Source organism: Streptomyces graminilatus (assembly GCF_001418565.1).
GTDB lineage: Bacteria > Actinomycetota > Actinomycetes > Streptomycetales > Streptomycetaceae > Streptomyces > Streptomyces graminilatus.
Window position 1 is genome coordinate 1 of sequence record NZ_LIQQ01000214.1, and the last position, 26,051, is coordinate 26,051.

10 protein-coding genes are annotated in these 26,051 nt (G+C 74.3%); 6 read left to right on the top strand and 4 right to left on the bottom strand.

Going from position 1 to position 26,051, the window contains the following annotated elements:
* Positions 1-283 precede the first annotated feature (283 nt).
* Entirely contained in the window at positions 284-1,090 is an 807-nt protein-coding gene (locus AOK08_RS19160; protein ID WP_055527371.1) for a hypothetical protein, read from the bottom strand.
* 358 nt (positions 1,091-1,448) lie between these two features.
* Between AOK08_RS19160 and AOK08_RS19165 the strand changes: the two genes are divergently transcribed.
* The 5 genes from AOK08_RS19165 (at position 1,449) to AOK08_RS19185 (ending at position 22,322) form a co-directional block, all read left to right on the top strand.
* Positions 1,449-9,290: a non-ribosomal peptide synthetase gene (locus AOK08_RS19165; RefSeq protein WP_157876725.1), complete on the top strand. Its 7,842-nt coding sequence runs from the start codon at positions 1,449-1,451 to the stop codon at positions 9,288-9,290.
* Positions 9,287-20,224, top strand: coding sequence for an amino acid adenylation domain-containing protein (locus tag AOK08_RS48455; protein WP_055527375.1), 10,938 nt, complete (start codon positions 9,287-9,289; stop codon positions 20,222-20,224). Before AOK08_RS19165 ends, AOK08_RS48455 begins: the two co-directional genes overlap by 4 nt.
* Before the next feature lie 111 nt (positions 20,225-20,335).
* Complete coding sequence (locus AOK08_RS19175) at positions 20,336-20,536, top strand: MbtH family protein (protein ID WP_055527380.1); 201 nt, start codon at positions 20,336-20,338, stop codon at positions 20,534-20,536.
* Between the two features lie 97 nt (positions 20,537-20,633).
* A complete protein-coding gene (locus AOK08_RS19180; protein ID WP_055527383.1) occupies positions 20,634-21,938 on the top strand; it encodes an MFS transporter in 1,305 nt (434 codons plus the stop codon).
* 138 nt (positions 21,939-22,076) lie between these two features.
* Positions 22,077-22,322 (top strand): hypothetical protein, encoded by a 246-nt coding sequence (locus AOK08_RS19185; protein WP_055527385.1) that lies wholly within the window; start codon positions 22,077-22,079, stop codon positions 22,320-22,322.
* A 91-nt stretch (positions 22,323-22,413) separates the two neighbouring features.
* On the opposite strand, the gene AOK08_RS19190 is transcribed toward AOK08_RS19185, so the two are convergent.
* Positions 22,414-22,941 (bottom strand): hypothetical protein, encoded by a 528-nt coding sequence (locus AOK08_RS19190; protein ID WP_055527387.1) that lies wholly within the window; start codon positions 22,939-22,941, stop codon positions 22,414-22,416.
* Positions 22,942-23,204: 263 nt separating this feature from the next.
* Positions 23,205-24,227: a helix-turn-helix transcriptional regulator gene (locus tag AOK08_RS19195; RefSeq protein ID WP_107100984.1), complete on the bottom strand. Its 1,023-nt coding sequence runs from the start codon at positions 24,225-24,227 to the stop codon at positions 23,205-23,207.
* A gap of 271 nt (positions 24,228-24,498) precedes the next feature.
* Here AOK08_RS19195 and AOK08_RS19200 point away from each other — a divergent pair, with 271 nt between their 5' ends.
* The gene (locus tag AOK08_RS19200) at positions 24,499-24,732 is read left to right on the top strand and encodes a response regulator transcription factor (RefSeq protein ID WP_055527399.1); all 234 of its coding nucleotides are present in this window, start codon (positions 24,499-24,501) and stop codon (positions 24,730-24,732) included.
* Here the strand turns inward: AOK08_RS19200 and AOK08_RS19205 are convergent.
* Positions 24,726-26,051, bottom strand: a 1,326-nt coding sequence (locus AOK08_RS19205) for an MFS transporter (RefSeq protein ID WP_107100986.1), incomplete at its 5' end; no start/stop codon positions are given. The genes AOK08_RS19200 and AOK08_RS19205 overlap by 7 nt on opposite strands.

Genomic DNA, 26,051 nt, shown 5'->3' on the forward strand with positions numbered 1-26,051 from the left:
GCCCGGCTGCCCGGCTGCCCGCGCCACGATGGTCTCGGCGCCGCCCGTATGTCGTGGCTTTGGATCAGCGAGATGGGCGGCGGAGGAAGGCCGTCTGGATCGTCCTTTGGTTCGGCTGCGGGCTCGGATGCGGGCTCCGCTCCGTTCCGGCCGTGCGGCAGCGCCCAGGTCTCGTGGGCCGGGTGCGACCGGAAGGGTCACCCTCCGCTTCTGCGGGGGTGACCCTTCGCCCGGGGCCCTGAGCCCCCTTCCATGCGGGGCCGAGGCCCCGCCGTTCGCAGGGTTATCCGCGCGGGGCCGAGGTGTTGGTGATCGGGAGCTTCTTGGTCACGCCCGACACGTACAGGTCCCTCGGAGCGGTGCGCAGCTCGAAGTCCTTGTCGTCCGCCCGGACACGCACGGACATCACGAAGAAGCCGTCCTCCTCGGTGGTCGTCTTCACGCTGTACTCGTTCTCCCAGTTGGTCTGCAGGAAGACCTCGTTGCCACCGCGCTCGACGCCCCTGGGGACGGTGACCTTGCCCTGGACGGTGAGGATGGTGCCCTTCTTCACCCTCGTCTTGTTGACCGAGTAAGTGAGGGAGCTGGCCTTGGCCTTGGTGGTCACGGCGGCTTCCGAGTAGTAGCCGTCCTGCGGGGTGTTGGGGTTGCCGTCCACGTCGTAGGAGGCCGTGATGGCCACCTTGCGCTGGACGTTGAGCAGGCTGCTGTCGCCCACGTGGTCGATGGAGACGTGGGGGATGGTGAACTTCCCCTTGGCGTCGGTGACCGGCTTGCCCAGGTCGCGCGGCTCGTAGTAAGTGGGGTCGATCGGGTCGCCCCACGGGTTCCAGGTGGTGAACTTCACGACCTCCTGGACCTCGACGGGGGTGTTGGGCACCGGGGTGCCGTCGGCCTTGGTGAGGGTGCCGGTGACGTCGACGCGACGGTGGTCGTAGTCGGTGCTCGCCGGGTTGGTGGTCACGGTCAGCACGTAGGCGCGCGTCGGGGCGGCGGACTTCGCCGAGGCGGTGGGCACGGTCAGGGCACCCGCGGCGAGCAGCAGCGCGGCGGTGGCGGCAAGCCGCGTCGGCAGGGACTTCGTCAGCACAGTTCAACTCCGAGTTCGGTCAGGACCAGAGGAGTCGCACCGCCCAACACCGGTTCTGCACCGGCACAGTTGTGCGACTCACCCGGTGAGACCGGCGGAGCGGGGCAGGAGTTGTACCGGCGCGGCCCGCTGTTACACGGCTGTGGCAGAAGGCTGTTTTTCCGGGTCCGCGCGACAACTCCGGTCTCCTGATGGCCGGATACCCGCCTACGCGTTGTCACGGGTTCCCGTGACCGGGAACGCCCGGGACCTGCCCGTTCCCTGTCAAGAGACGAATTCCTGGGACTTTCGGGGCAGTTGAGCAGCACGGAGAGTGATCCTCGCGTCGTCGTCGAACGAACCCGAGGAGAACCGTCCCATGCCCACTGATGACCGCGGGTCGCTGCCCCTGACCTCAGCGCAGGCCGGCGTCTGGTTCGCGCAGCAACTGGACCCCCTGCGCCGTGACTACGCCGTCGGCGAGTACCTGGAGATCCACGGGGCCGTGGACCCCGCACTCTTCGAGGAAGCGCTGCGCGGGATGCTCGCGGAGACCGAGGCGCTCGGCATGTGCTTCACGGAGGTGGACGGCGAGGTGCGGCAGCGGCCTGCCGGTCGGCCGCCGTTCCGGCTGGAGACCGTCGACGTGAGCGGCGCCCCCGATCCGCGTGCCGCGGCCGAGGCGCGGATGCGGGCCGAGCTGGACCGGCCGATGGACCCGGCGACCGGTGATGTGCACCGGCAGTTGCTGGTGCGCACGGGCCCGAAGTCCTACTGCTGGCTGCAGGGCTACCACCACATCGTCGCCGACGGCGTGGGCGGCACCCTTGTCGCCCGCCGGGTCGCGGCGCACTACTCGGCGCTGGTGACCGGTGAACCCGTACCGCCGTCCGGTGCGGCGTCGTGGCGGGAGATCGTGGCGGAGGAGCAGGCGTACCTCGTCTCCGGTGCCCGGGAGGCCGACCGGGCGTTCTGGCGGGACCTGTTGGCGGACGCGCCCGAGCCCGTCGGGTTCGCGGGACTGCCCGCCGGGAGCGGTTCCGCCGCGCCGGGGGGTCCGGTCGTACGGGTCGCGGGTGAGGTGCCCGTCGCCGGTGCGCGGCTGCTGCGCGAAGCCGCCCGGGTGTACGGGACGGGCTGGTCGGCCCTGGTCATGGCGGCGGCAGCGGCGTATCTGCACCGGGTGAACGGCACCGAGGACGTGGTGCTGGGCCTGCCGGTGACCGGCCGTGCCACGCCGGCCGCCCGGCGGACGCCCGGCATGTTCTCCCGGGTCCTGCCGCTGCGTCTGGCGGTGACGGGGACGACGACGCTGGGCGACCTGGTGCGCCGTACCTCGGCCGGTATCAAGGACGTGCTGAGGCATCAGCGGTACCGCGTCGAGGAGGTGCACACCGGGGCGCGGCTGTGGGACGCCACGGTCAACCTCATGTCCTTCGACTACGGCCTGTCCTTCGCCGGTGCCCCGGCCACCGCGCACAACCTGTCGGTCGGTCCGGTGGACCACCTCACGTTCAACGTGTACGACCGTGGCGGCGACGGCCCGCTGACGCTCCAGGTCGAGGGTGCCGCCGCCGAGGTGGACGCGGAGGAGGCGCACGCCCACCGGGAGCGGTTCACCCGGTTCCTGGCCGCCCTGGCCGCCGCCGGTCCGGAGGCCGTCGTCGACTCCCTGGGCCTGCTCACGCCCGGCGACGAGCGCCGCCTCGCCGCCTTCGCGGACGGCGGGTCGGCCGCCGCTCCCACCGACCGCTGTCTGCACGAACTCTTCGAGGAGCAGGCGGCGCGCACCCCGGACGCCGTCGCCGTCGTCTGCGACGGGGAGGAACTGTCGTACGCCGCCCTCGACGCCTTGGCCGAGGACGTGGCGCGGCGGCTGCGCCCGCTGACGGAGCCGGGCCGGCCGGTCGGTGTGCAAGTGCGCCGCTCCCCCGCGATGGTCGCGGCGCTGCTCGGCGTCCTCAAGGCGGGCGGCTGCTACGTACCCCTGGACCCGGCGCTGCCCGATGCGCGTGTCGCGTACGTGATGGACCGGGCCGGGATCGGCGCGGTCGTCGCCGGTCCCGACACCGCCGGGTCCTTGCCGGAGCACGCGGTGGTGATACCGGTGGGAGAGGCGGCGGCGCAGGCGCGGGAATCGGCTACCGCGACCGTGCCCGCGCTCTCGGCCGCGTACCTGCTGTACACCTCGGGCAGCACGGGTGAGCCCAAGGGTGTCGTCGTGCCGCACTCGGCCGCGGTCGACTTCGTGCACGCCCATCTCGCGGTGGCCGGTGTCACGCCCGGTCGGGGCGGTGGCGAGCGGTTCCTCGGGTTCGCGGCGCTGTCCTTCGACGTGTCCGTGCTCGATGTGTTCGGCGCGTTGTTGAGCGGGGGCACGCTGGTGCTGGCCACCGACGAGGAGCGGACGGACCTGGACCGGCTCCAGTCGCTGATGGCCCGGCAGGCGGTCACGGTCGCCGACCTGCCGTCCGCGCTGCTGCCGCTGCTCGACCCCGGCGCGGTGCCCGCGCTGCGCTTCCTGTCCACCGGCGGTGAGGCGCCGTCGGCCGACGCGGTGGCCCGCTGGGCGGCCGACGGGCGCGAGGTGTGGAACGGCTACGGTCCCACCGAGGCCACCGTCGAGGTGACGATGCACCGGTGCGCGCCGGGATCCGGCGGCCGGGTGCCGCCGATCGGTCGGCCGATGGTCAACCACCGCGCGTACGTGGTGGATTCCCGGCTGCGGCTGCTGCCGCCCGGCGCGGCGGGTGAGCTGTGCGTGGCGGGCACCGGTCTGGCGCACGGGTACGCGGGGCAGCCCGCGCTGACCGCCGGGCGTTTCGTGCCGGACCCGTTCACGGACGTCCCCGGTGAGCGGATGTACCGCACGGGTGACCTGGTGCGCTGGTCGGCGGACGGGGACCTGGAGTACCTGGGCCGTGTCGACCAGCAGGTCAAGGTGAACGGCTACCGCGTCGAGCTGGGCGAGATCGAGACCGTGCTGGGCCGTCATCCCTCGGTGCGGCAGGCGGCGGTCGACGTGCGGCCCGCTCCCGGCGGCGGGCGGCGCCTCGTCGCGTACGTCGCCCCGGAGCCAGGCGAAGCGGTTGCCTCCTCGGCCGAACTGGCCGCGCATCTCGGGGAGTTCCTGCCGTACTACATGGTTCCCCACACGTTCGTCGCCCTGGCCGCGCTGCCCCTGACGGCCAACGGAAAGGTCGACCGCAGGGCGCTGCCCGCCCCGGAACCGGACGCGGAGGCGGAGGAGCCGTCGCGGGCGCCCGTGACGGGCCCCGAAGGGACGCTGTGCGCCCTGTTCGCGGATGTGCTGGGCCGTGCGGTCGCGCCGGACGACAACTTCTTCTTCCTCGGCGGCGACAGCATCGCCGCGCTCACCCTGGTGAGCCGCGCCCGCGCCCACGGTTTCGCCTTCACCCTGGGCGACGTCTTCACCCACAAGACCCCGGCCGGTCTGGCCGTCGCGGCCGGCGCACCGGGCACGGCCCCGCTGCCCGCCGACAGCGCGGAGGCGTACGGGGAGTCGGCGGCGACGCCCGTGATGCGGTGGCTGCTCGACGGACCGGGCCCGATCGGCCGGTTCAGCCAGTCGATGATCCTCACCCTGCCCGCCGGAGCGGACGACGCCCGGCTGGTCCGTGCCCTCCAGACGGTCCTGGACCGGCACCCGGCGCTGCGGACGCGGGTGGCCGGGGGCCCGGACGGGCGGCCCGTTCTCGTCGTCGGCGAGCCCGGCTCGGTGGACGCCGCCGGTGTGCTGCGCCGGGCGCGGGAGCCCTTCGACGCGCGGACCGCCGGGGCGGACGCGGCGGCGGAGCTGGACCCGGCGAACGGCGTGCTGGTACGGGCCGTACGGTGGGAGGGCCTCGGCGGGCTGCCGGACCGGCTGCTGCTGTGCGTGCACCATCTGGCCGTGGACGGCGTGTCCTGGCGCATCCTGCTCGACGACCTCGCCGCCGCCTGGGACGCGACAGCCGGTGGCGGGACGGTGCCCCCGCAGGGCGCGGGCACCTCGTTCCGGGCCTGGGCCGCGCACCTCCAGGAGCTGGCCCTCTCCCCCGAGGTGCTGGCCGAACTCCCCTACTGGCGCCGGACCCTGGCACCGGACTCCCCTGGGGACGGGCATTCCGCGCCGTGGGACCGGGTGCCCGACCCGGCCCGGGACACCGTGGGCACCGCCCGCACCCGGACGCTGTCCCTCCCGGCGGAGATCGCCGGACCCCTGTTGACGTCGGTGCCCGCGGCGCTGGGCACCGGTCCCGCCGAGGTGCTGCTGACGGCGCTCGCGCTGGCCGCCCACGATCCCCGTGTCGCCGGGGGCATCGGCCCGGACTCGCTGCTGCTGGATCTGGAGGGCCATGGCCGGGCGGACCGTACGGGCCGGCACGATCTGTCGGGCACGGTGGGCTGGTTCACCACCCAGTACCCGGTCCGGCTCGACCTGCGCGGTCTCGACCTGGACGCGGCCGGGAAGGGCGACGGCGACGCGCTCGCCGGGCTGGCCGGGCGGGTGCGCGGCTGTCTCGCCGCCGTCCCGGACCACGGCACCGGCTACGGGCTGCTGAGCCGTCTGAACCCGGCGACCGCAGGTGAACTGGCCGTACTCCCCCAGCCCCGCGTGCTCTTCAACTACCTGGGCCGGTTCGACGGCGCGGGCGACGCGCCCTGGAGTCCGGCCCCGGGCGCGGGCGGGCTGGCCGCCCACGCCGATCCCGCGATGCCCCTCGACCACTGCCTCCAGATCGACGCGCTGGCAACCGACGAGGCGGCCGGTCCGTCCCTCACCGCCGTACTGACCTGGCCGGCGGCGCTGCTGGCCGACGACGAGGCGGACGCGCTGGCCGACGCCTGGCTGGCGGCCCTGCGCCTGCTGGCCGGCTCGTCGGTGCGGGCGGCCCAGGACGGTCCCGTCCGCGTGGATCTCGCGCCGGCCGGTCTGTCCCGCACGGATCTGGAGGGCCTCGCGGAACGCCACCCGGGGCTGACCGACGTACTGCCCCTGTCGCCCCTTCAGGAGGGCCTGTTCTTCCACACCGCCTACGACGCCACGGGCACCGACGCCTACACCGGCCAGATCATCCTGACCCTGGACGGCCCGCTCGACCCGGGCGCCCTGCGGCGGGCCTGCGACGCGCTGATGGCACGGCACGACGCGCTGCGGGCGGCCTTCACCGACCGTGGGCTGGACCGGCCGGTGCAGGTGGTGACCGGCGGTGTCGAGGTTCCGTGGGCCTCGGCCGACCTCACCGCTCTTCCGGTGCGGGACCGTGACGCGGCCTGGGAGCGGCTGCTCGCCGACGACCGGGCCCGGCGCTTCGACCTGGAGCGGCCACCGCTGGCGCGCTTCACCCTGGTGCGCACGGGCGAGGCCCGGCACCGGCTGGTGATGACGAACCATCACATCCTGTGGGACGGCTGGTCCTCAGCGGTGCTGCTGCGTGAACTCCTCGCCGGGTACGCGGACCTGACCGGCGCCGCGCCCCGCGCCGCCGTCGCGCCCGCGGTCCCCTACCGCGATCACCTCGCGTGGCTGGCCGGTCAGGACCGGGAGGCGGCGACAACGGCCTGGCGCGGCGCGCTGGCGGGCCTGGACGAGCCCACCCTGCTGGGCTCGTCGGACCCGAACAGGCTCGGTGCGCTGCCCGAGCGGACCACGGTGGAGCTGTCGGCGGAGGCCACCGCCCGGCTCACCGCTCGGGCCCGGTCGGCGGGGATCACCCTCAACAGCGTCGTCCAGGGCCTGTGGGCGATCCTGCTGGCCCGGCTGACGGCCCGTACGGACGTGGTCTTCGGCGGCACGGTCTCCGGGCGCACCGCACCGGTCGCCGGGATCGAACAGATGGTGGGGCTGCTGATCAACACCCTGCCCGTGCGTTTCCGGGTGCGGGACGAGGAGAGTCTGCTCGCCGCCCTGGCCCGTTTCCAGGACGAGCAGGCGCCGCTGATGGACCATCAGCACCTGGGGCTGGCGGACATCCAGCGGGCGGCCGGACTCGGCACCCTGTTCGACACGGCGGTCGTCGTGGAGAACTATCCGCTGGACCTGGACGAGATGCGGGACCTCGCCGGTGAGGTGCGGCTCACCGCCGTGGACGGCACGGACGCGACGCACTACACCGTCAACCTGCTCGTCCTGCCGGGCGAGCGGCTGCGGCTGCATCTCGACCACCGGCCCGACGTCCTCGACGCGCGTGGCGCGCTGAGTGTCGCCGAGGGACTTGAGCGGCTGCTGACGGCGCTGGCCGAGGAGCCGCAGACTCCGGTGGGCGAGGTCGACGTCCTGTCCGCCGGGCAGCACCGGCTGATCGCGGAGTGGAACGACACCGCCGTGCCGGTGCCCGACACCACGCTGGTGGAGCTGTTCGAGCGGCAGGTGGCCCGCACCCCGGACGCCCTCGCGACGGTGTTCGCGGACGAACGTCTGACGTACGCCGGAATCGACGCCCGCGCGGAGGCCCTGGCCGCCGGGCTGCGGGCGCGGGGCGCGGGTCCGGAGGAGATCGTCGCGGTCGCCCTGGAGCGGTCCACGGAGCTGGTGGTGGCGCTGCTCGCCGTCCTGAAGTCGGGCGCGGCCTATCTTCCGGTCGACCCTTCCCTGCCTGCCGAGCGCATCGCGTTCATGCTCTCGGACGCGGCGCCGGTACTGCTGCTGACCACCTCCGGCGTCGGCGCGGAGCTCCCGGCCGACGCCGGGACACCCCGGCTGCTCCTGGACGCCGAAGACTCCGGCGCGACGCCCGTCACGGCCTCCGTGTCCGGCGTACCGGCCGGGCCACTGCCCTCCCATCCCGCCTATGTCATCTACACCTCCGGCTCCACCGGCCGTCCCAAGGCCGTCGTCGTCGAGCACTCCGCGATCGTCAACCGGCTGCTGTGGATGCAGGACCGGTACGGGCTCGGGCCCGACGACCGGGTGCTGCAGAAGACGCCGTTCGGGTTCGACGTGTCGGTGTGGGAGTTCTTCTGGCCGCTGCTGACCGGCGCCGCCCTGGTGGTCGCCGAGCCCGGCGGGCACAAGGACCCGGCGTACCTCGCGCGGGTGATCCAGGCGGAGTCGGTGACCACCGCGCACTTCGTGCCCTCCATGCTCGCCGCGTTCGTGGCGGAGCCCCTCGCCGCCGGCTGCCGTTCGCTGCGCCGGGTCGTGTGCAGCGGCGAGGCGCTGCCCGAGGAGCTGAAGAACCGCTTCCTGGACGTCCTCGACGTACCGCTGCACAACCTGTACGGGCCCACCGAGGCCGCCGTCGACGTCACCCACTGGGAGTGCCGGCGCGCGGACGAGGGGCCGGTGCCGATCGGGCGGCCGATCTGGAACACCGGGCTGTACGTGCTCGATCCGGCGGGCAGGCCCGTGCCGGTCGGGTTCCCGGGCGAACTGTTCCTGGCCGGTGCAGGTCTGGCCCGGGGCTATCTGCGGCGGCCCGCGCTGACCGCGGAACGCTTCCCGCTGGACCCGTTCGGGCCGCCGGGGACGCGGATGTACCGCACCGGTGACATCGCGCGCATGCGGGCGGACGGCGCCGTCGAGTATCTCGGCCGCACCGACGACCAGGTGAAGATCCACGGCTTCCGGATCGAGCTCGGCGAGATCGAGACCGCGCTCGCCCGGCAGACCGGGGTGGCACGGGCCGCGGTCGTGGTCCGCGAGGACACCCCGGGCGGTCGGGGGCTCGTCGGATACGTCGTACCGGCGCCGGAGTCCGTATTGGACGCGGCTGCGCTGCGTACCGCCCTGGGGCGCGGTCTGCCCGAGTACATGGTGCCGCTGGTGATGGCCGTGGACGCGCTGCCGGTCACGCCGAACGGCAAGCTCGACCGCCGTGCCCTGCCCGCGCCGGCCGCCGCGCCCACCGGACACGAGCCGCCGGACGGCGAGATCGAGGAGCTGGTCGCCGCCGTGTGGCAGGCCGTCCTCGGTATCGCGGACGTCGGGCGACACGACGACTTCTTCGCCCTCGGCGGCCACTCGCTGACCGCCACCCGGGTCGCGGCGCGGCTGCGCCAGTCGCTGGCACTGGAACTGCCCCTGCACACCCTGTTCGAACAGCGGACGGTCGCCGCGCTCGCCGCGGCGGTCGAGACGGCCCTCCTCGCCGACATCGCCGCCTCGACGGCGGACGACGCCCATCCCCCCATGTCCTTCGCGTCGGGCACCGCCCCCGCGTCGGACACCTCCACCACGTCTTTCGTGACCCACGCAGCGCAGGGAGAGACCTCGTGACCATCCAGGACAGCACGCCGGAAGCCGTCGACAGCCGGCTGGCCGCCGCCCGTGAACTGATGCGCCGCCGGGTGCGGTCGGCCATGGCGGAGGCGTCGGCGGGCACGGGCGGGACGTTCGCCCAGGCCGCCGCTTCTCCGGCGCCGACGGCCGGCGACGGCCCGGGCGCCGAGCCCGTCGCCTCGTTCGCGCAGGAGCGCATGTGGCTGGTGGACCGGGTGCGCGGCGGCGCCCCCGGCTACGCGATACCGGAGGTCGTACGGCTGCGCGGGCCGCTGCGCCAGGACCTGCTGCGGCGGAGTCTGACCGCGGTCGTGGGGCGGCATGCTCCGCTGCGCACGGTGTTCGAGGAGCGGGACGGGCAGCCGGTCCCGGTGGTGCTCCCGGCGCCCGGCGAGGTGCCGCTGGCGCGCCTCGACCTCGGCTCGGCCGGTGACGGCGCCCCGGCGCCGGACGCCGTGCGGCGGGCCCTGGACCTGGCGCGGGAGGAGGCGCGCCGGCCGTTCGACCTCGCCGCCGGGCCGCTGCTGCGCGCCCTGCTGATCCGCCTGGGCGCGGACGACCACGTGCTGGTGCTGGTGGTCCATCACATCGCCACCGACGGCTGGTCGATGGCCCTGCTGTGGCAGGAGCTGTCCGAGGGCTACGCGGCCCTCCTGCGGGGCGTTGAGCCGCGCACCCCGAATCTTCCGGTCGCCTACCAGGACCACGCCCGCCGTCAGCGGGAGCGCTGGGAGAGCGGCGCCCTGGACGCCGGGCTGCGGCACTGGGAGGAGCGGCTGGCCGGTCTGGAGCCGCTGGAACTGCCCGCCGACCGGCCGCGGCCCACCCGCCGCAGCGGTGCGGGGCACAGCCTCGACTTCACGCTCGACCCGGAGCTCACCGACCGGCTGCGCCGGCTGGCCGAGGCGCAGGGTGTCACCCTGTTCATGACGCTGCTCGCCGCCTTCCAGGCGGTACTGGCCCGGGTGTCCGGCCGTACGGACATCGCGGTCGGCACCCCGGTCGCGGGCCGTGACCGGGTCGAACTGGAGCCGCTGATCGGCTTCTTCGTCAACACCCTGGTGCTGCGCACCGATCTGTCGGGCGACATCGGCTTCCGGGAGCTGCTGGGCCGGGTCCGGCGGGTGTCGCTGGACGCGTTCGACCACCAGGAGGTGCCGTTCGACCGGCTGGTGGAGCGGCTGAACCCCGAGCGGTCCGGTGACATGAACCCGCTGGTGCAGGTGATGTTCGCCGCCGCGAGCGACGAGACGGCGGGGCTGCGGCTGCCCGGGGTGGGCGTCGAGAGGGTGCCCTGCGACTTCGGGGCGTCCCTGTTCGACCTGAGCGTGTTCGTCTCGGAGGGGGCCGACCGCTGCACCGGCTCGCTGGTCGCCGACACCGACCTGTTCGACCCCGCCACCGCCGAACTGCTCCTCGGTCACTATCTGGAGCTGCTGTCGGCTGCTGCCGGTGCCCCGGACCGGCCGCTCGCGGAGCTGCTGCCCGGCGCCGGCACCGCCGCCCGTCTCGTCGCCGACGGCCACGGCACGGTCCGCGAGGACCTGGCCCCCGCCACACCGGCCGGCCTTTTCGCCGAGCAGGTGCGCCACTCCCCCGGCGCTACGGCCGTGGTCTGCGGCGCCGACCGACTCACGTACGCCGAACTCGACGCCCGCTCGGACGCGCTGGCGGTGCGGCTGCGGGCGGGCGGGGTGGACCGCGAGACGCCGGTGGCGCTGCTCATGGACCGCTCCGTGCACGTACCGGTGGCGATGCTGGCGGTGCTGAAGGCGGGCGGCGCCTACGTACCGTTGAACCCCGCCTTCCCCGTACAGCGTCTGCACTGGATGCTGGAGCGCACCGGCGCCCGGCTGCTGCTCACCGATCCGGCCCTGGCCGGGCACGAGGCCGTCACGGGCTCCCCCGTGCCGGTGCTCGACGCCACCGATGACCCGGCCCCGGGCACAGCCCCGCTCGACCCTGCCGTGTGCACACCCGAACAGCTCGCCTACGTCATGTACACCTCCGGGTCGACGGGTGAGCCCAAGGGCATCGGTGTGACCCGGGGGAACATCGCGGCCCTCGCCCGCGACGCCGCCTTCGGCGCCGCCCACCGCCGGGTCCTCGCCCACTCCCCGCTCGCCTTCGACGCCTCGACGTACGAGGTGTGGACGCCGCTGCTGAGCGGCGGCACGGTGGTCATGGCGCCGCCTGGCCGGATAGGCACCGACACGCTCGCCCGGCTGGTGCGCGAGCACCGGATCACCGCCCTGTTCCTCACCGCCGCCCTGTTCGACCTGGTCGTCGAGGAGCGCGTGGAACTGCTCACCGAGGTGCGGGAGGTGTGGACCGGCGGTGAGGCCGCGAGTACCGCGTCCTTCCGCCGGGCCCTGGAGGCGGCTCCCGGCACCGTGCTGGTGAACGTCTACGGCCCGACCGAGACGACCACGTTCGCCACCGCGCACCGGCTGGACGCCCGGGCCGGGGACACGGTGGCGGGTCGGGTGCCGATCGGCTCGGCGCTGGACGACACGCGGCTGTACGTGCTCGACGAGCGCGGGCGCCCGGTGCCGGAGGGCGCTGTCGGTGAACTGTGCGTCGGCGGTACCGGGGTCGCGCGCGGCTATCTGGGCCGGCCGGGTCTGACGGCTCGGCAGTTCGCCGTCGACCCCTACGGGCCGCCCGGGGCGCGGATGTACCGCACCGGGGACCTGGCCCGGCGGCGCCCGGACGGCACGGTCGACTATCTGGGCCGCGCCGACCAGCAGGTGAAGATCCGCGGTTTCCGTATCGAGCCGGGCGAGGTCGAGGCCGAGCTGGCCCGGTGTACGGCGGTGGGCCGCGCCGCGGTCGTCGTCCGTGAGGACACCCCGGGCGAGCCGTGCCTGGTCGCGTACGTGGTGGCCGCGCCCGGCGCGGACGTCGTCCCGGCGGAGCTGCACAGTGCCCTCGCCGACCGGCTGCCCGCGTACATGCTGCCCGCCGCGATCGTGCCGGTGCCCGGCCTGCCGACGACGCCCAACGGCAAGCTCGACCGGCGTGCCCTGCCCGCCCCCGGTGAACAGGCGCTGCGCAGGGCCGAGTTCGCGGCGCCGAGCACCGACGCCGAACGGCTCGCCGCCGAGGTGTGGGGCAAGGTGCTGGGCGTCGGCCGGGTCGGCCGGCACGACGACTTCTTCGCGCTCGGCGGCCACTCGCTGCGCGCCACCCGGGCGGTGTCCCGGCTCGGCGTGCGGCTGGGCACCGAGGTGCCGCTGCGGCTGCTCTTCGAACACCCTGTGCTGGACCGGTTCGCCGCCGCGCTGGACGCGCTGCGGCACGGCGCGCCGGACACCGCCGTGGACCGGGTCGTACCGCGTCCCGCCGGGGGCCCGGCGCCGCTGTCCTTCGCGCAGCAGCGCCTGTGGTTCCTCGACCGGCTCCAGCCGGGCCGCGCGGACTACAACATCCCCGTCGCCGTCCGGCTGGAGGGCGAACTCGACGCCGACGCCCTGCTGGAGGCGCTGCGCGCCGTGGTCGTACGGCACGAGGTGCTGCGCTCGCGGCTGGCCGAGGGGCCGGACGGGCCCGTCCAGATGGTGGAGCCGCCCGAGGTGTTCGTGCCGCTGCTGACCGACCTCGGCGGGCTGTCGCCGGACGACGCCCGGTCGAGGGCCCTCGGCCTGGCGCACGAGGACTCGGCCACCCCGTTCGACCTGTCCCGGGCGCCGTTGGTGCGGGCCCGTCTGGTCCGCGTGCACGCCGGGGAACACCTCCTGGTCCTCGTCCTGCACCACACGGTGGGCGACGGCTGGTCGATGCCCGTGCTGTGGCGTGAGCTGTCGGACGGCTACGCGGCCCTGCGGCGCGGGGAACGCCCCGCACCGCCCGCGCTGCCCGTCCAGTACGGCGACTACGCGCACTGGCAGCAGCACCGGCTGGCCGGGGGCGCGGCCGACCGGGGCATCGCGCACTGGCGGGAGCGGCTCGCCGCCCTGCCCGCGCTGGAGCTGCCCACGGACCGTCCCCGGCCGCGCACCCGGACCGGCGCGGGCGCGGAGCTCACCTTCGAGCTGCCGCCGGAGTTGGCCGGGCGGCTGGGCGCCCTCGCCCGGGAGCGGGGGGCGACGCTGTTCATGGTGCTGCTCGCCGGTTTCCAGTCGCTGCTGGCCCGGTGGACGGGGCAGCACGACCTGGCCGTCGGTTCCCCGGTGGCGGGCCGGGACCGTACCGAGCTGGAGCCGCTCGTCGGGTTCTTCGTCAACACGCTGGTGCTGCGTACCGACCTGTCGGGCGACCCGACGTTCGACGAGGCCGTCCGCCGGGTCCGGGAGACGGCGCTGGCTGCCTTCGAGCACCAGGACGTGCCCTTCGACCGGCTGGTGGAGGAGTTGCGTCCGGAGCGCGACCTGAGCCGCAACCCCCTCTTCGACGTCCTCTTCCAGCTCCACCCCGAGCAGTTGGACACCCTTCCGCTGGAGGGCGTGCGCACGACCTCGCTGGACACCGCGAACGGCACGGCCAAGTTCGATCTGAGCCTCGCCATCACCGAGCACCCGGGCGGCCTGACCGGCACGCTGAGCTACGCGTCCGACCTGTTCGACCACGCCACGATGGAGCGCTTCGCCGGCCACTACGCGCGGCTGCTGCGCTCGGCGGCGGCCGACCCGGACGCGCCGCTGTCCCGGCTGGAGGTGCTGACGGAGGCGGAACGCACCGCCCTGCTCGGCGCGGACGCGCCCGGTGAGCGGGAGTTCCCGGCCCGGGCGGCGACCCTGCACGCCCTGGTCGAGGAGCAGGCCCGCCGCCGGCCCGACGCCGTCGCCGTGACCTGCGCGGGACGCTCCCTCACGTACGGGGCGCTGGACGCCGACGCCAACCGGCTGGCCCGGCGGCTGCGGGAGCTGGGCGCCGTGACGGGGTCGACGGTCGCCGTCATGACCGGGCGCGGGATCCGTACGGTCGTCGCCGTGCTGGCCGTGCTCAAGGCGGGCGCGGCGTATGTGCCGGTGAGCCCGCGTCAGCCGGCCGAACGTGTCCGTACGGTGCTCGCCGACAGCGGGGCGCGGGTGGTGGTGACGGACGGGTCGTCCGGCGAGGTCCTGGGCACCGGGGTGCGGCCGGACGGGTCGTACGGCGGGGGGCCGGGCATCGGGCTGACAGACGGGTTGTCCGGCCAGGTGCCGGGCACCGGGCTCCCGGACGGGTCGCACGGCGGGGTCCCGGGCACCGAACTGACAGACAGTCCGTCCGGCCAGGTCCTGGCCACCCGGCTCCCGGACGGGCCGTCCGACGGAGTCCCAGCCACCGAACTGACAGACAGTCCGTCCGGCCAGGTCCCGGCCACCCGACTCCCGGACGGGCCGTCCGACGGAGTCCCAGCCACCGAACTGACAGACAGGCCGTCCGGCCAGGTCCCGGTCACCGGGCTCCCGGACGGTGTGGCGGTGCTGGACCTGGACCGGGAGCAGCCGTTGATCGACGCGCTCCCGGCGACGGCGCCGCCCGTCACGGCCGGCCCCGGTGACCTCGCCTATCTGCTCTACACCTCGGGCTCCACCGGCCGCCCCAAGGGCGTCGCGGTGCCGCACGCGGCGATCACCGGCTATCTGGCCGCGCTGACCGGCACGTTCGGTATCGGCGAGCGGGACACCGTCCTCGCGCGGACCGCGCTCACCTTCGACCCGTCGGTACGCGACCTGTTCGCGCCGCTGGCGACGGGCGCCCGGCTCGTCCTGGCCACCGACGACGAGGCGGACGACCCGGACGCGCTGGCCCGGCTGCTGCACAGCGAGCGGATCACCGCGCTCCTGTCCGTCGTCCCGTCGATGCTCACCCTGGTGGTGGCCGCGTCGCCCGGTCCGGCCGCCGACCTGCGGCTGGTGCTGACGACCGGCGAGGCACTCACCGCGCCGCTCGCCGAGACGGCCCGACGGGCACTGGGCACCCCCGAACGGCTGCGGCTGGTCAACCAGTACGGGCCCACCGAGTGCACCAACACGACCACTTACCACGTCGTCACCGACGAGGACATCGCCGTCGGGCGCGTCCCGATCGGCAGGCCGCTGCCCGGCGCCCGGGTGCGCGTCCTGGGCCCGCGCCTCGAACTCCTCCCGGCCGGCGCGGTCGGCGAGCTGTTCATCGCCGGGCGCGGTGTGGCCCGCGGCTATCTGGGCGACCCGGGCCGCACCGCCACGGCCTACCTGCCCGACCCCTACGGCCCGCCCGGCAGCCGGATGTACCGGACCGGCGACCTGGCCCGCCTGCGGGCGGACGGGGTACTGGAGTTCCACGGCAGGCGAGACAACCAGGTGAAGGTGCGCGGACACCGGGTGGAGCTGGGCGAGGTCGAGGCGGCGGTGCTGCGGCATCCCGCCGTGGCCCGCGCGGCGGTGGCACCGCACGGTGAGGGGGCCGACCGCACTCTGGTCGCCTACGTGGAGTGGCACCCCGACGGCGCCCCCACGGGCGGTACGGCGGACGTGCTGGACACGGTGAGCGCGACGCTGCCTGCCGCGCTGGTGCCGTCGTCGGTCATCGTGCTCGACGCGCTGCCGCTGACACCCAACGGCAAGACGGACCGCAGGGCCCTGCCCGCGCCCGCCCCGAACCCGGGCGGCGCCGCCCGTACGCATGTCGCGCCCCGGACGCCGCTGGAGCGGACGGTCGTACAGGTCTGGGAGGAGATCCTGGACGACGGCCCGGTCGGTGTCCTCGACCACTTCTTCGAACGGGGCGGCCACTCGCTGAAGGCCACCCGGGTGGTGTCCCGGCTGCGCAGGCTCCTCGGCCTGGACGTGCCGATCCGGTCCCTGTTCCGGCACCCGGTCGCCGAGGACTTCGCCCGCTCCCTCGTGACGCTCGGCGCGGACGGGGAGCAGGCAATCCCGGTGCTTCCCGCTGGACCCTCCCCGCTCTCCTTCGGCCAGCAGCGGCTGTGGCTGCTGGACCGGCTCCAGCCGGGCCGCCCGGACTACAACATGCCCGGCGCGATCCGGCTGACGGGCACACTCGACGCGCCGGCCGCCCTGGCCGCCCTGCGGGACGTGGTCGCCCGGCACGAGGTACTGCGCTCCCGCGTCGAGGAGAACGGCCCGGCGGGCACGGCCCGCCTGATGACCGAACCGGCCAGCGTGTTCGAACCGGTCTTCACCGACCTGTCCGGCGCTCCGGAGCTGTCCGGCCCGGTCTTCACGGAGCTGTCCGGCGACGAGGCCGCGACGGCCGAGCGGCGGGCGCAGGAGCTGGCCGGGGCTGACGCCGCGCTGCCCTTCGACCTGACGCGCGCGCCCCTGGTACGCGCCCGGCTGATCCGGATCGCGCCGCGCGAGCATCTGCTTGTGGTCGTCGCCCACCACGCCGCCTTCGACGGATGGTCGGCCGGGGTGTTCTGGCGCGACTTCTTCGCCGCCTACGGCGCGCGCACCGGGGCGGACACCGATCCGCTGCCCGAACTCGCCGTCTCCTACCGCGACTTCGCCGCCTGGCAGCGCGACCGGCTCAGCGGTGAGCTGCTGGACCGGCAGCTCGCGTACTGGCGGGAGCGCCTCGCGGGGCTCGCCCCGCTCGAACTGCCCACGGACCGCCCGCGTCCCGCCGTACCGTCGGGGCGCGGCGACAGGCACTCGTTCACGGTGCCCGCGCCGCTCGTGGAGCGGCTGCGCGTGCTCGGCCGGGGCAGTGAGGCGACCCTCTTCATGGTGCTGCTGGCCGGTGTCCAGGCACTGCTGGGGCGCTGGGCCGGGACGCACGACGTGGCCGTCGGCTCGCCCGTCGCGGGCCGCGACCGGGGTGAACTGGAGCCGCTGGTGGGCTTCTTCGTCAACAATCTCGTCCTGCGCGCGGACCTCTCCGACGACCCGGCCTTCGCCGATCTCGTCGCCCGCGCCCGTGACACGGCACTGGAGGCATACGCCCACCAGGAGGTGCCGTTCGAGCGGCTGGTGGAGGAGCTGCGCCCGGAGCGCGACCTGAGCCGCAATCCGCTGTTCCAGGTGATGCTGGTCCTCAACGAGGAACCGGACGCGCCGCGTCTGCCTGCGGGGCTCACCGCCGAGCCGCTCGAACTGGCCGGCGGCGCCTCGAAGTTCGACCTGTCGCTCTACTTCACGCAGGAGGCGGGCGAACTGCGCGGCGAGGCCGTGTTCGCCACCGACCTCTTCGGCCGGCAGAGCGTCGCCCGGCTGACGGCGGCCCTGCTGGAACTGCTGTCCGCGGCAGTCGAGGCCCCCGGTACCCGCGTCGCGGCCCTGCCGCTGCTCCCGGCCGGGCGGGAGACGGAGTTCGCCGCCCGGTGGAACGCCACCGCCGAGCAGGTCCCGGACGCGCCGCTGCACGAGCGCGTCGGCGAACAGGCCGCACGTACGCCGGACGCGGTGGCCGTCGACGACGGCCGTCGCCTGCTCGACTACGCGGGGCTGTGGGACCTCTCGGGCCGGGTGGCCGGCCGGCTGGCCGCGCTCGGCGCGGGACCTGGCACGGCGGTCGCCGTGAGCGTCGAGCGGTCCGTGCTGCTGCCGGTCGCCCTGCTGGGCGTCCTGCGCAGCGGCGCGCGGTACGTGCCCGTCGACCCCGGGTATCCGGCGGAGCGCATCGGGCACATGCTGTCGGACAGCGGCGCGCGCCTGCTGATCGCCTCGGCCGGTCCGGCCGGCACTCCGCCGGTCGGCGGCGGGGCGGTACGGGTGCTGGACGTCGCCGAGCTGGTGGACGACCTGATGCCCGCCTCCGAGGTCCCGCCGGCTCCGGTGCGTCCGGAGGATCTGGCGTACGTCCTCTACACGTCCGGCTCGACCGGCCGGCCCAAGGGCGTCATGGTGCCGCACCGGGCGCTGGCCAACTTCTCCCACGACATGGTGGGCAGGCTCGGGACGGGGCCGGGCGACATCGTGGCCGCCGTCACCACCGCGTCCTTCGACATCGCCGTACTGGAACTGCTGGTACCGCTGACCTGCGGTGCGAGCGTACGCGTCGTCGACCGGGAGACCGCCCGCGACGGGCGCCTGCTGGCCAAGGAGCTGGACTCGGCCGGGGCGACGGTCGTCCAGGCCACGCCCGCCACCTGGCACCAGTTGATGGCGGCCGGCTGGGAGAACCCGCGGGTGCGTGCGCTGTGCGGGGGCGAGGCTCTGCCGACGGCGCTCGCCGCCCGGATGCGGTCCGCCCTGGGCACCGTCTGGAACGTCTACGGGCCGACGGAGACCACCGTCTGGTCGACGGCGCACCGGCTGTCGCCCGGGGACGCCGAAGGGCCGGTGCCGATCGGCGGGCCGCTCGCCAACACCCGGCTGCATGTGCTCGACGAGCGGCTGCGGCCCCTGCCGGTGGGCGTGTTCGGCGAGCTGTACATCGGCGGGGACGGGGTAGCCCGTGGCTACCACGGCCGGCCCGCCCTGACCGCCGAGCGGTTCGTCGCCGACCCGTTCGACGACGGCGCGCGGCTCTACCGCACGGGCGACCTGGTACGGAGGCTGCCCGACGGGGGCCTGGAGTACCGGGGCCGGGCGGACGGCCAGGTCAAGGTGCGCGGCCACCGTATCGAGCTGGGCGAGATCGAGGCGGCGCTCGCCCGCCGTCCCGAGGTCGCGGAGGCGGCGGCCGCCGTGCACGGGATCGGTGTGGACGCGGTTCTCGTCGGCTACGTGGTCTGGCGGGACGGGCACGGTGACGGCGATCCGGGGGCGCTGCGCGACTTCCTGCGCGGGGAGCTGCCGGCCCCGATGGTGCCCGGTGTCCTCACCTCGCTGGACCGGCTGCCGCTCACCCCGAACGGCAAGCTCGACCGCCGGGCCCTGCCCGCCCCGGCGCCGGGCGCGTCCCGCGCGGGTGACGCCGCCCGGGTGGCCCCGCGTGACGCGGCGGAGCTGCGGATGGCCCGGCTGTGGGAGGGGGTGCTAGGTACCGGACCGGTCGGTGTCCGGGACGACTTCTTCGCCCTGGGCGGCCACTCGCTGAAGGCGTTCGAGCTGATGTCGGCCGTGCGCGCGGAGTTCGGGGTGGAACTCCCCCTGAACCTGGTCTTCCGCCGGCCGACGGTGGAGCTGCTGTGCGGGGCGCTGCCGGAGGCCGCCGCCGCGTCGGGCCGGCTGCTGGTGCCGCTGTCCGACGGCTCCGACGGCTCCGACGGCCGCGACGACCGTCCGCCACTGATCCTGTTCCATCCGCGCGGCGGTGACGTCGTCTGTTACCTGGACCTGGTGCGGGAGCTGGCGGCGACCTCCGACGGCGCCCGGCGGGTGCTCGGTGTGGAGGCGGTGGGCTGCAACACCGACGACACGCCGCTCGACGAGGTGTCCGTCATGGCGGAGCGCTATCTCGCGGCGATCCGCGAGGAGGTCCCGGCGGGCCCGTACCTGCTGGCGGGCTGGTCGTTCGGCGGCACCGTCGCCTTCGAGATCGCGGCCCGGCTCGAGGCGGCCGGTGAGCAGGTCGCCTTCCTCGGCCTGATCGACTCAGCCGCCCCCGGCACACGCGCCGGGACCGAGCCCGACCCCGGGGACGACGACCTGCTCCGGCACGGGCTGGCGGCCGGTCTGGACGCCGCCGAGGCCCGCGCGCTCGACGAGGACGCCCTGCTCGACGCCCTGGTTCGCAAGGGGCGCGAGAACGGCAGCCTCCCGAGGCACAGTGCCCCGCAGGCACTGCGCCGGATGCTGCGGGTCGCCTCCGCCAACGGCACCGCGGCCACCCGGTACCGCACGGCGGCGGTCCTGGACACCCCGGTCCACCTGTTCACGGTGTCCGAGGTGCACGCCGAACTCGCCACCCCGCTCGTGGACCCGGCGCCCTGGCGGGCCCGCGCGAGCGCCGTGGTTCCCGTCGCGATCCCCGGCAACCACCACACCCTGGTGGATCCCCCGCACAGCGCGGTCCTGGCGGAGCGGCTCGCACGGGCGCTCGCGGTGGCCACGCCTCTGCCCGACTCCCGTTCCCGTTCCCAGTCCAGTTCCCAGTCCCGTTCCCGTGACTGACGGCCCGTACGGACCGACAGCCGACCACCCGACCACCCGACAGACCGACAGACCGAACCGATGAACCGATGAACCGATGAACCGACACATCGAGATACGAGGAGAAACCCCATGAGTGACGAGACGACACGCCAGTACCTGGTCGTGGCCAACGACGAGGAGCAGTACTCCCTCTGGGAGGCGGGCAGGCCCGTCCCCGCCGGCTGGCACCCGCGGGGTGTGCGCGGATCGCGGGAGGAGTGCCTGGCGCACATCGAGCAGGTGTGGACCGACATGCGACCGCTCAGCCTGCGCCTGAGCATGGCCGGCTGACCCTACGACCGACGACCCGACGGGCACCACGCCGCCCGGCGCTCCACTGCCGTGGAGCGCCGGGCGGCGTACGGGTTCCCACGAGGAATGGACCGTGATGAACAGACTGCGCACCCTCCCACCGGCCCTGCGGAGCGCTCCGCTGCTGGCCCTGGTGACCGTCGCCGGGATCTCCGCGCTGGGGATCGCCGCGACCCTCGTCGCCGTGCCCTGGTTCGTGCTGCACAGCACCGGCAGCGGCACCTGGACCGGGCTGGTCGCGGCGGCCGAGACCACAGGGCTGCTCTGCTCCGCGGTGCTCGCCGGGCCGGTGGTCGACCGGCTGCCGGCGCGGGCGGTGAGCCTGGGCGCGGATCTGCTGACCGCGGTGGCCCTCGCCCTGATCCCCTTGCTGCACACTGTCGACGCGCTGACCCTGCCGGTGCTGGTCGCCCTGGTCTTCGTCGTGGGCGCGGCCCGCGGCCCCGCCGAGACCGCGCGCCAACTGCTGCTCCCCGACGCGCTGGAGCGGGCGGGGGTCACCGTGGAGGCGGGCACCGGCTCGGCGGAGGCCGCGCGCCGGATCGGGCTGATGGCCGGGGCGCCGCTGGCGGGCCTGCTCATCGCGGCCGTCGGTCCGGTGCGCACCCTGTGCACGGATGTGGGCGCGGCCCTGCTGTGCTGTCTGCTGGTGGCGGCGCTGGTGCCGTCCGCACCCCGGCCCCCGGACCCCGGCGGGGCCGGGTCCTCGTACCTGGCGGACCTGCGGGCGGGCTGGGCGTATCTGAGCGGCGACCGGCCGGTACGGGCGGTGGCGGCCGTGCTCCTGGTGACCAACGCGCTGGACGGAGCGCTCAACGGGGTCCTGTACCCGGCGTACGGCACGCGGGTGCTGGACAGCAGCGCGCTGTTCGGGGCAATGGTCACCGCGATCGGGGCGGGTGCCCTGCTGGGGGCGGCCCTGTACGTCCGGGTCGGGCGTCGGCTGCCGCGCCGGACGCTGTTCGTCGGCGCGTTCCTCCTGGTGGGCGCGGTGCGCTGCGCGACGCTCGCCGCCGGGCCGCCGCCCTGGGCACTGCTGTCGCTGCTCGCCCTGTCGGGCCTCGGGTCGGGGGCGCTCGCCCCGCTGATGATGTCCGTGGCCTACGAGCGGGTGCCCGAGCGGGTGCGCGGCCGGGTCTTCGGGATGCTCACCGCCTGCGCCCTCGCGGCCACGCCGCTCGGGATGCTGGGTGCGGGCCCGGTGCTGGACAGGTGGGGTCTGACACCCGCGCTGCTGGCGACCGGGGTGGTCTATCTCGGGGTCACTCTCACGCCTCTGGTGTTCCGTGTGTGGCGCGAGTTGGACGTTCCGCCGCCCCTCGACACCCCGGTCGGCGACCGTTCCGTACCGAATGAGGCGGTTCGTCGCCCCTCACTTTAGAGTCAGGCAGCTTGATGAGCGGCTGATCTGATCACTGGAGGGCGGTGGTGGCGGCAGTGTTGGTCCTGCAAGACAACGACCGAAAAAGGCCGGGCCGACCACCCGGACCTGTTCATTGGATCTGCTGGGGGAAACACCATGACGAAGCGTCTCGTACTGGCCACGTGCGCCGTGGCCGCCGTCTTCACCGCCGTCCTGGCGGGGACCACGACGACCGCGCTGCCTGACGGCGGCAGCACCACCCGGATCGCGGCGGACAGCCGGCCCGCGGCCCTCCCTCAGTCCGGGGGCGGCTCGAACCGCCAGGTTTCCCCGACCGACACCTCCTGGGGCGGCGGTCCGGGCCGCCCGAAGCCCCCGACCGACACCTCCTGGGGCGGCTGACCGGGGCGCGGCCCCCGGTGAACGTACGGAACGAGGCGCCCTTCCGGGGGCGCCTCGTTCCGTGTGTACGTGCGGACGGTGAGCCCGCTCGTCAGCCCGTCGCAGGTTGGTCCGGGGCAGCCGAGCCTTCCGGGGCGAGGACGAAGACCGCCCAGCGGGCGTCGCGGGCGGGCTCGGCGGTGCGTGACCAGCCGTCGGGGACGTACAGCACCTCGCCCGCGCGCAAGCGGTAGCGGAGCGAGGCGCCCTGCCCGTCGCCGCCGACGCCGGTGATGTCCCAGGTGGCCGCGCCCGCGATCTGATGGACCAGCAGATGGCCGGGCGGGGCTCCGACGCGGCCGGGTCCGGCCGCGAGACCCGTCGCGGCGGCGATCCGGGCGGCGAACGCGTCCAGATCGGGCGCCGCCGCCGGGTCCTCGCCGTCGTCCGCCCCGTCGCCGAGCGGCGGATGGTCGTGTTCCGGCCACAGGACGCCAGGGGCGCGGCCCAGGTGGAGTGCGACGAATTGGGCGACCTCGCGGAAGTACGCCGCTGACGGATCGGCGGGGCTGTGGAGGGGCCGGACCCGGGGACGACCCTCCGGGTATCCCGCGGTCGACCCGTCGAACGGCATGGTCATCGTGCGCCCCTCAGTCTGTGCATGACTCGCCGGCGCATCGCGTCCGCCGTGCGCGCCGGGCCGCGTGCCGCGCGCCCGTCGGGGAAGCATCCTTCATCGCGCAGGGCGCATACCAGTCACGGAAACGCGTTCCCCTAATCCCGTGACACAAGCGGACACCTCCACCGCGTCACGGGACGACGCACCTCGACCGTCGCACACCGCCGGACGCAAACGGCAAACGGCGGACAGATCCATCGATGCCGGGCGGCGGGCCGACGAGGTCAGTCGTCGGCCTCCGCGGTCTCCCCGGCCGGCTCCGCGACCTCGGGGTCGTCCAGCAGGCCGCGGGCCGCGGCGGCGACTCCCGCCTGGAAGCGGCTCCCGGCGCCGAGTTCCTCCATGATGTCGGCGATGTGCCGACGCGCGGTACGCAGGGACATGCCGAGCCGGCGGGCGATGGCCTCGTCCTTCAGGCCGGCCGCGAGCAGCCGGATGATCGTCTCGTGGATCTCGCGGGCGACCTCCTCCAGCCCCTGGCCGACGGCGTTGGAGAACGGGGTGGCGCGGTCCCAGGTCTGGTCGAAGATGTCGCAGAGATACGAGACCGTGGCGGGCTCCCGGATCACCACGGCACCCCAACTGCCGTCCGGCACGGGGATGAACGCCAGTTCGCGGTCGAAGGCGATGAGCCGGCCGAAGAGTTCGTGCGCGGTGCGGTACTGCGCGCCCAGCGCCGAGGCGGCGGCGACGTAGGCCTGACTGGGGCCGTTGAAGCGGGCGGTGTGGTGGTAGAGGCTGCGCATGGAGATGCCCCTGCGCAGCATGGCCTCGTCGCGCCTGAGGGCCTCCTCCATCGCCGCGGGCACCCGGCTGCCTCCGCCGGGCTGACTGGTGAGGACCTCGCGCTCACACCGGTCCGAGGCGAGGTTCAGCGCGCCGCGCACGTCCTCGACGTTCTCCAGCACCTCCAGCGCCTCGCCCGCCGTACGGCGCTGGAGGTAGTGGGGCATGAAGCGGCCGAGGTCCTCGCGTATCCCGCCTATCTCCCGCTGGCGTGCGCGGATCTCCTCCTCCAGCGGTGCGGTGAGGCGGGAGGCCGCGGTGTCCGGCGCGACCGCGAAGGCCACCGAGTCACCCTCCGGGCTGCGGTGCAGCAACTGGGCGCCGAGCAGCCGCTCCACGCTGAGCCGGACCTCCTGCGGAGCGTGTCCGGTGCCGGCGGCCACGGTGTCCACCCCGATCGTGCGGTGCTGGAGCACCCAGCTGTAGACGTCGAGGTCCACGTCATTGAGATCCGATGACACCCTTGCCCCATTTTGCATGCCTTCACCCCGGGTCGCTTTGCTGCCAGGCACCTTGGTGAGGTGTCCGCCCCCTGGCGTCAGCATAAGCAAACGGAAAGGCTGCTCATGAGCAGCTTCGGCGGCGAGTCGGGCATATGACGCCGCTGTCGATATTCGAAGGAGCAGAGTGAACACCGGTATTTCCACGAAGAAAATCCCGTTGAGAGCGATTTCAGCCGTAACAGTTCCCGTGGCCGCGCGGGAGTCCGTCACCACCCCACTGGAGTCCGCCATGTCCGAAACCGCCCCGCCGGCACTCGTTCCCGCCGCACTCTCGCCCCGCGAGCAGGAGGTCCTGGCGCACCTCGCGCAGGGGTGCACCTATCGGATGATCGCCCGCCGGATGGGGCTCAGCCCGCACACCGTCGACACCTATGTGCGCCGGCTGCGCGGCAAGACCGGTTCGGTCAACCGCATCCAACTGGCGCACCTGGCTTTCCAGTTGGGATACGGTCCCGGCTACTGAGCCGGGACCGTGGCCGGAGCCCGGTCGAAGTCCCGCATCCGTCGCAGCGGCGAGCACAGCAGGATCAGCGGGGTGAGCGTCAGCCCGGCGGTCAGGATCCACAACGCGCCGCGCACACCCGCCAGTTCACCGAGGGCACCGGCCAGCAGGCCGCTCACCGGCAGCACTCCCCACACCAGGAACCGCATGGTGGCCGTCATCCGGCCGAGCAGGTGCGGCGGGCAGACGGTCTGCCGGTAGGCGACCTGGCAGATGTTGTACGTCGTCACACCGGCCGACTGCACGAGCGCGCCCAGGACGAACAGGCCCGTCCGCCAGCCCTCTTGGGCCAGCGGAAGCAGCAGGCCGAAGGGCATGGCGGCCAGCAGCGACAGCCACGTCAGCCGGGCCGCGCCCACCCGGTCGGAGAGCCGCTGTGTGACGAGCGCGGCGAGGACCGAGCCGAGCGCGGCCGTGGTGAGCACCCAGCCGACCGCCGCGGGCGGCAGGCCCACGGTGCGGGTCAGGAACAGTGTCTCCAGGGCGAAGACGCCGCTGAGGAAGAGGTTCACCGATGCCGTGCTGAGCGCGATGAGCCGCAGCACGGGGTGGCCCAGGACGTGGTGGAGTCCTTCCTTGATCTCCGGCCAGAGGCCGCCACGCCCCGACGGTGCGGGGGTGGGCCGTTCCTCCCTCGCCTCTATACGGCCCAGCAGGACCGCGGAGGTGAGGGAGGTGACGGCCTGTCCGGCCAGGGTGCCGGCCGGCCCGAGGAACTGCACGAGGAAGCCCGCCACGCCGGGACCGGCCAGCTCGGCGCCCGAACGCACGGTCTCCAGGCGCGAGTTGCCCTCGATCAGCGTCGAACGGCCCACCAGGGTGGGGAGATAGCTCTGGTCGGCCACGTCGCCGAACAGCCGCGCGCAGCCCAGCAGCAGGGCGACGGCGTACAGCAGGGGCATGGAGTCGGCGTCCAGCAGCCAGGCCACCGGCACGACGGTGAGCAGCACGGTCCGCGCCAGGTCGGCGGCGATCATGACGTCGCGCCGCCGCATCCGGTCGACCCAGGCGCCGGCCGGCAGCCCGAGCAGCAGGAACGCGGCGTTCTCGGCGGCGGCGAGCAGACCGGCCTCCCACGCGGAGGCGTGCAGGGTGAGTACGGCGGTGAGCGGCAGGGCGACGTACGTGATGCTGTTGCCGAGTTCGTTGCACACGTGCGAGGCCATGAACCGGCGGAAGTCCCGCCGCTGCCGCGGCGAGGGCTCGGGGCCGCCGTCCACTCCTGGGGGTGCGTCCACACCGGATGTGGGGTCGGGGAGGGCGGTGGGCTGGGACACGAG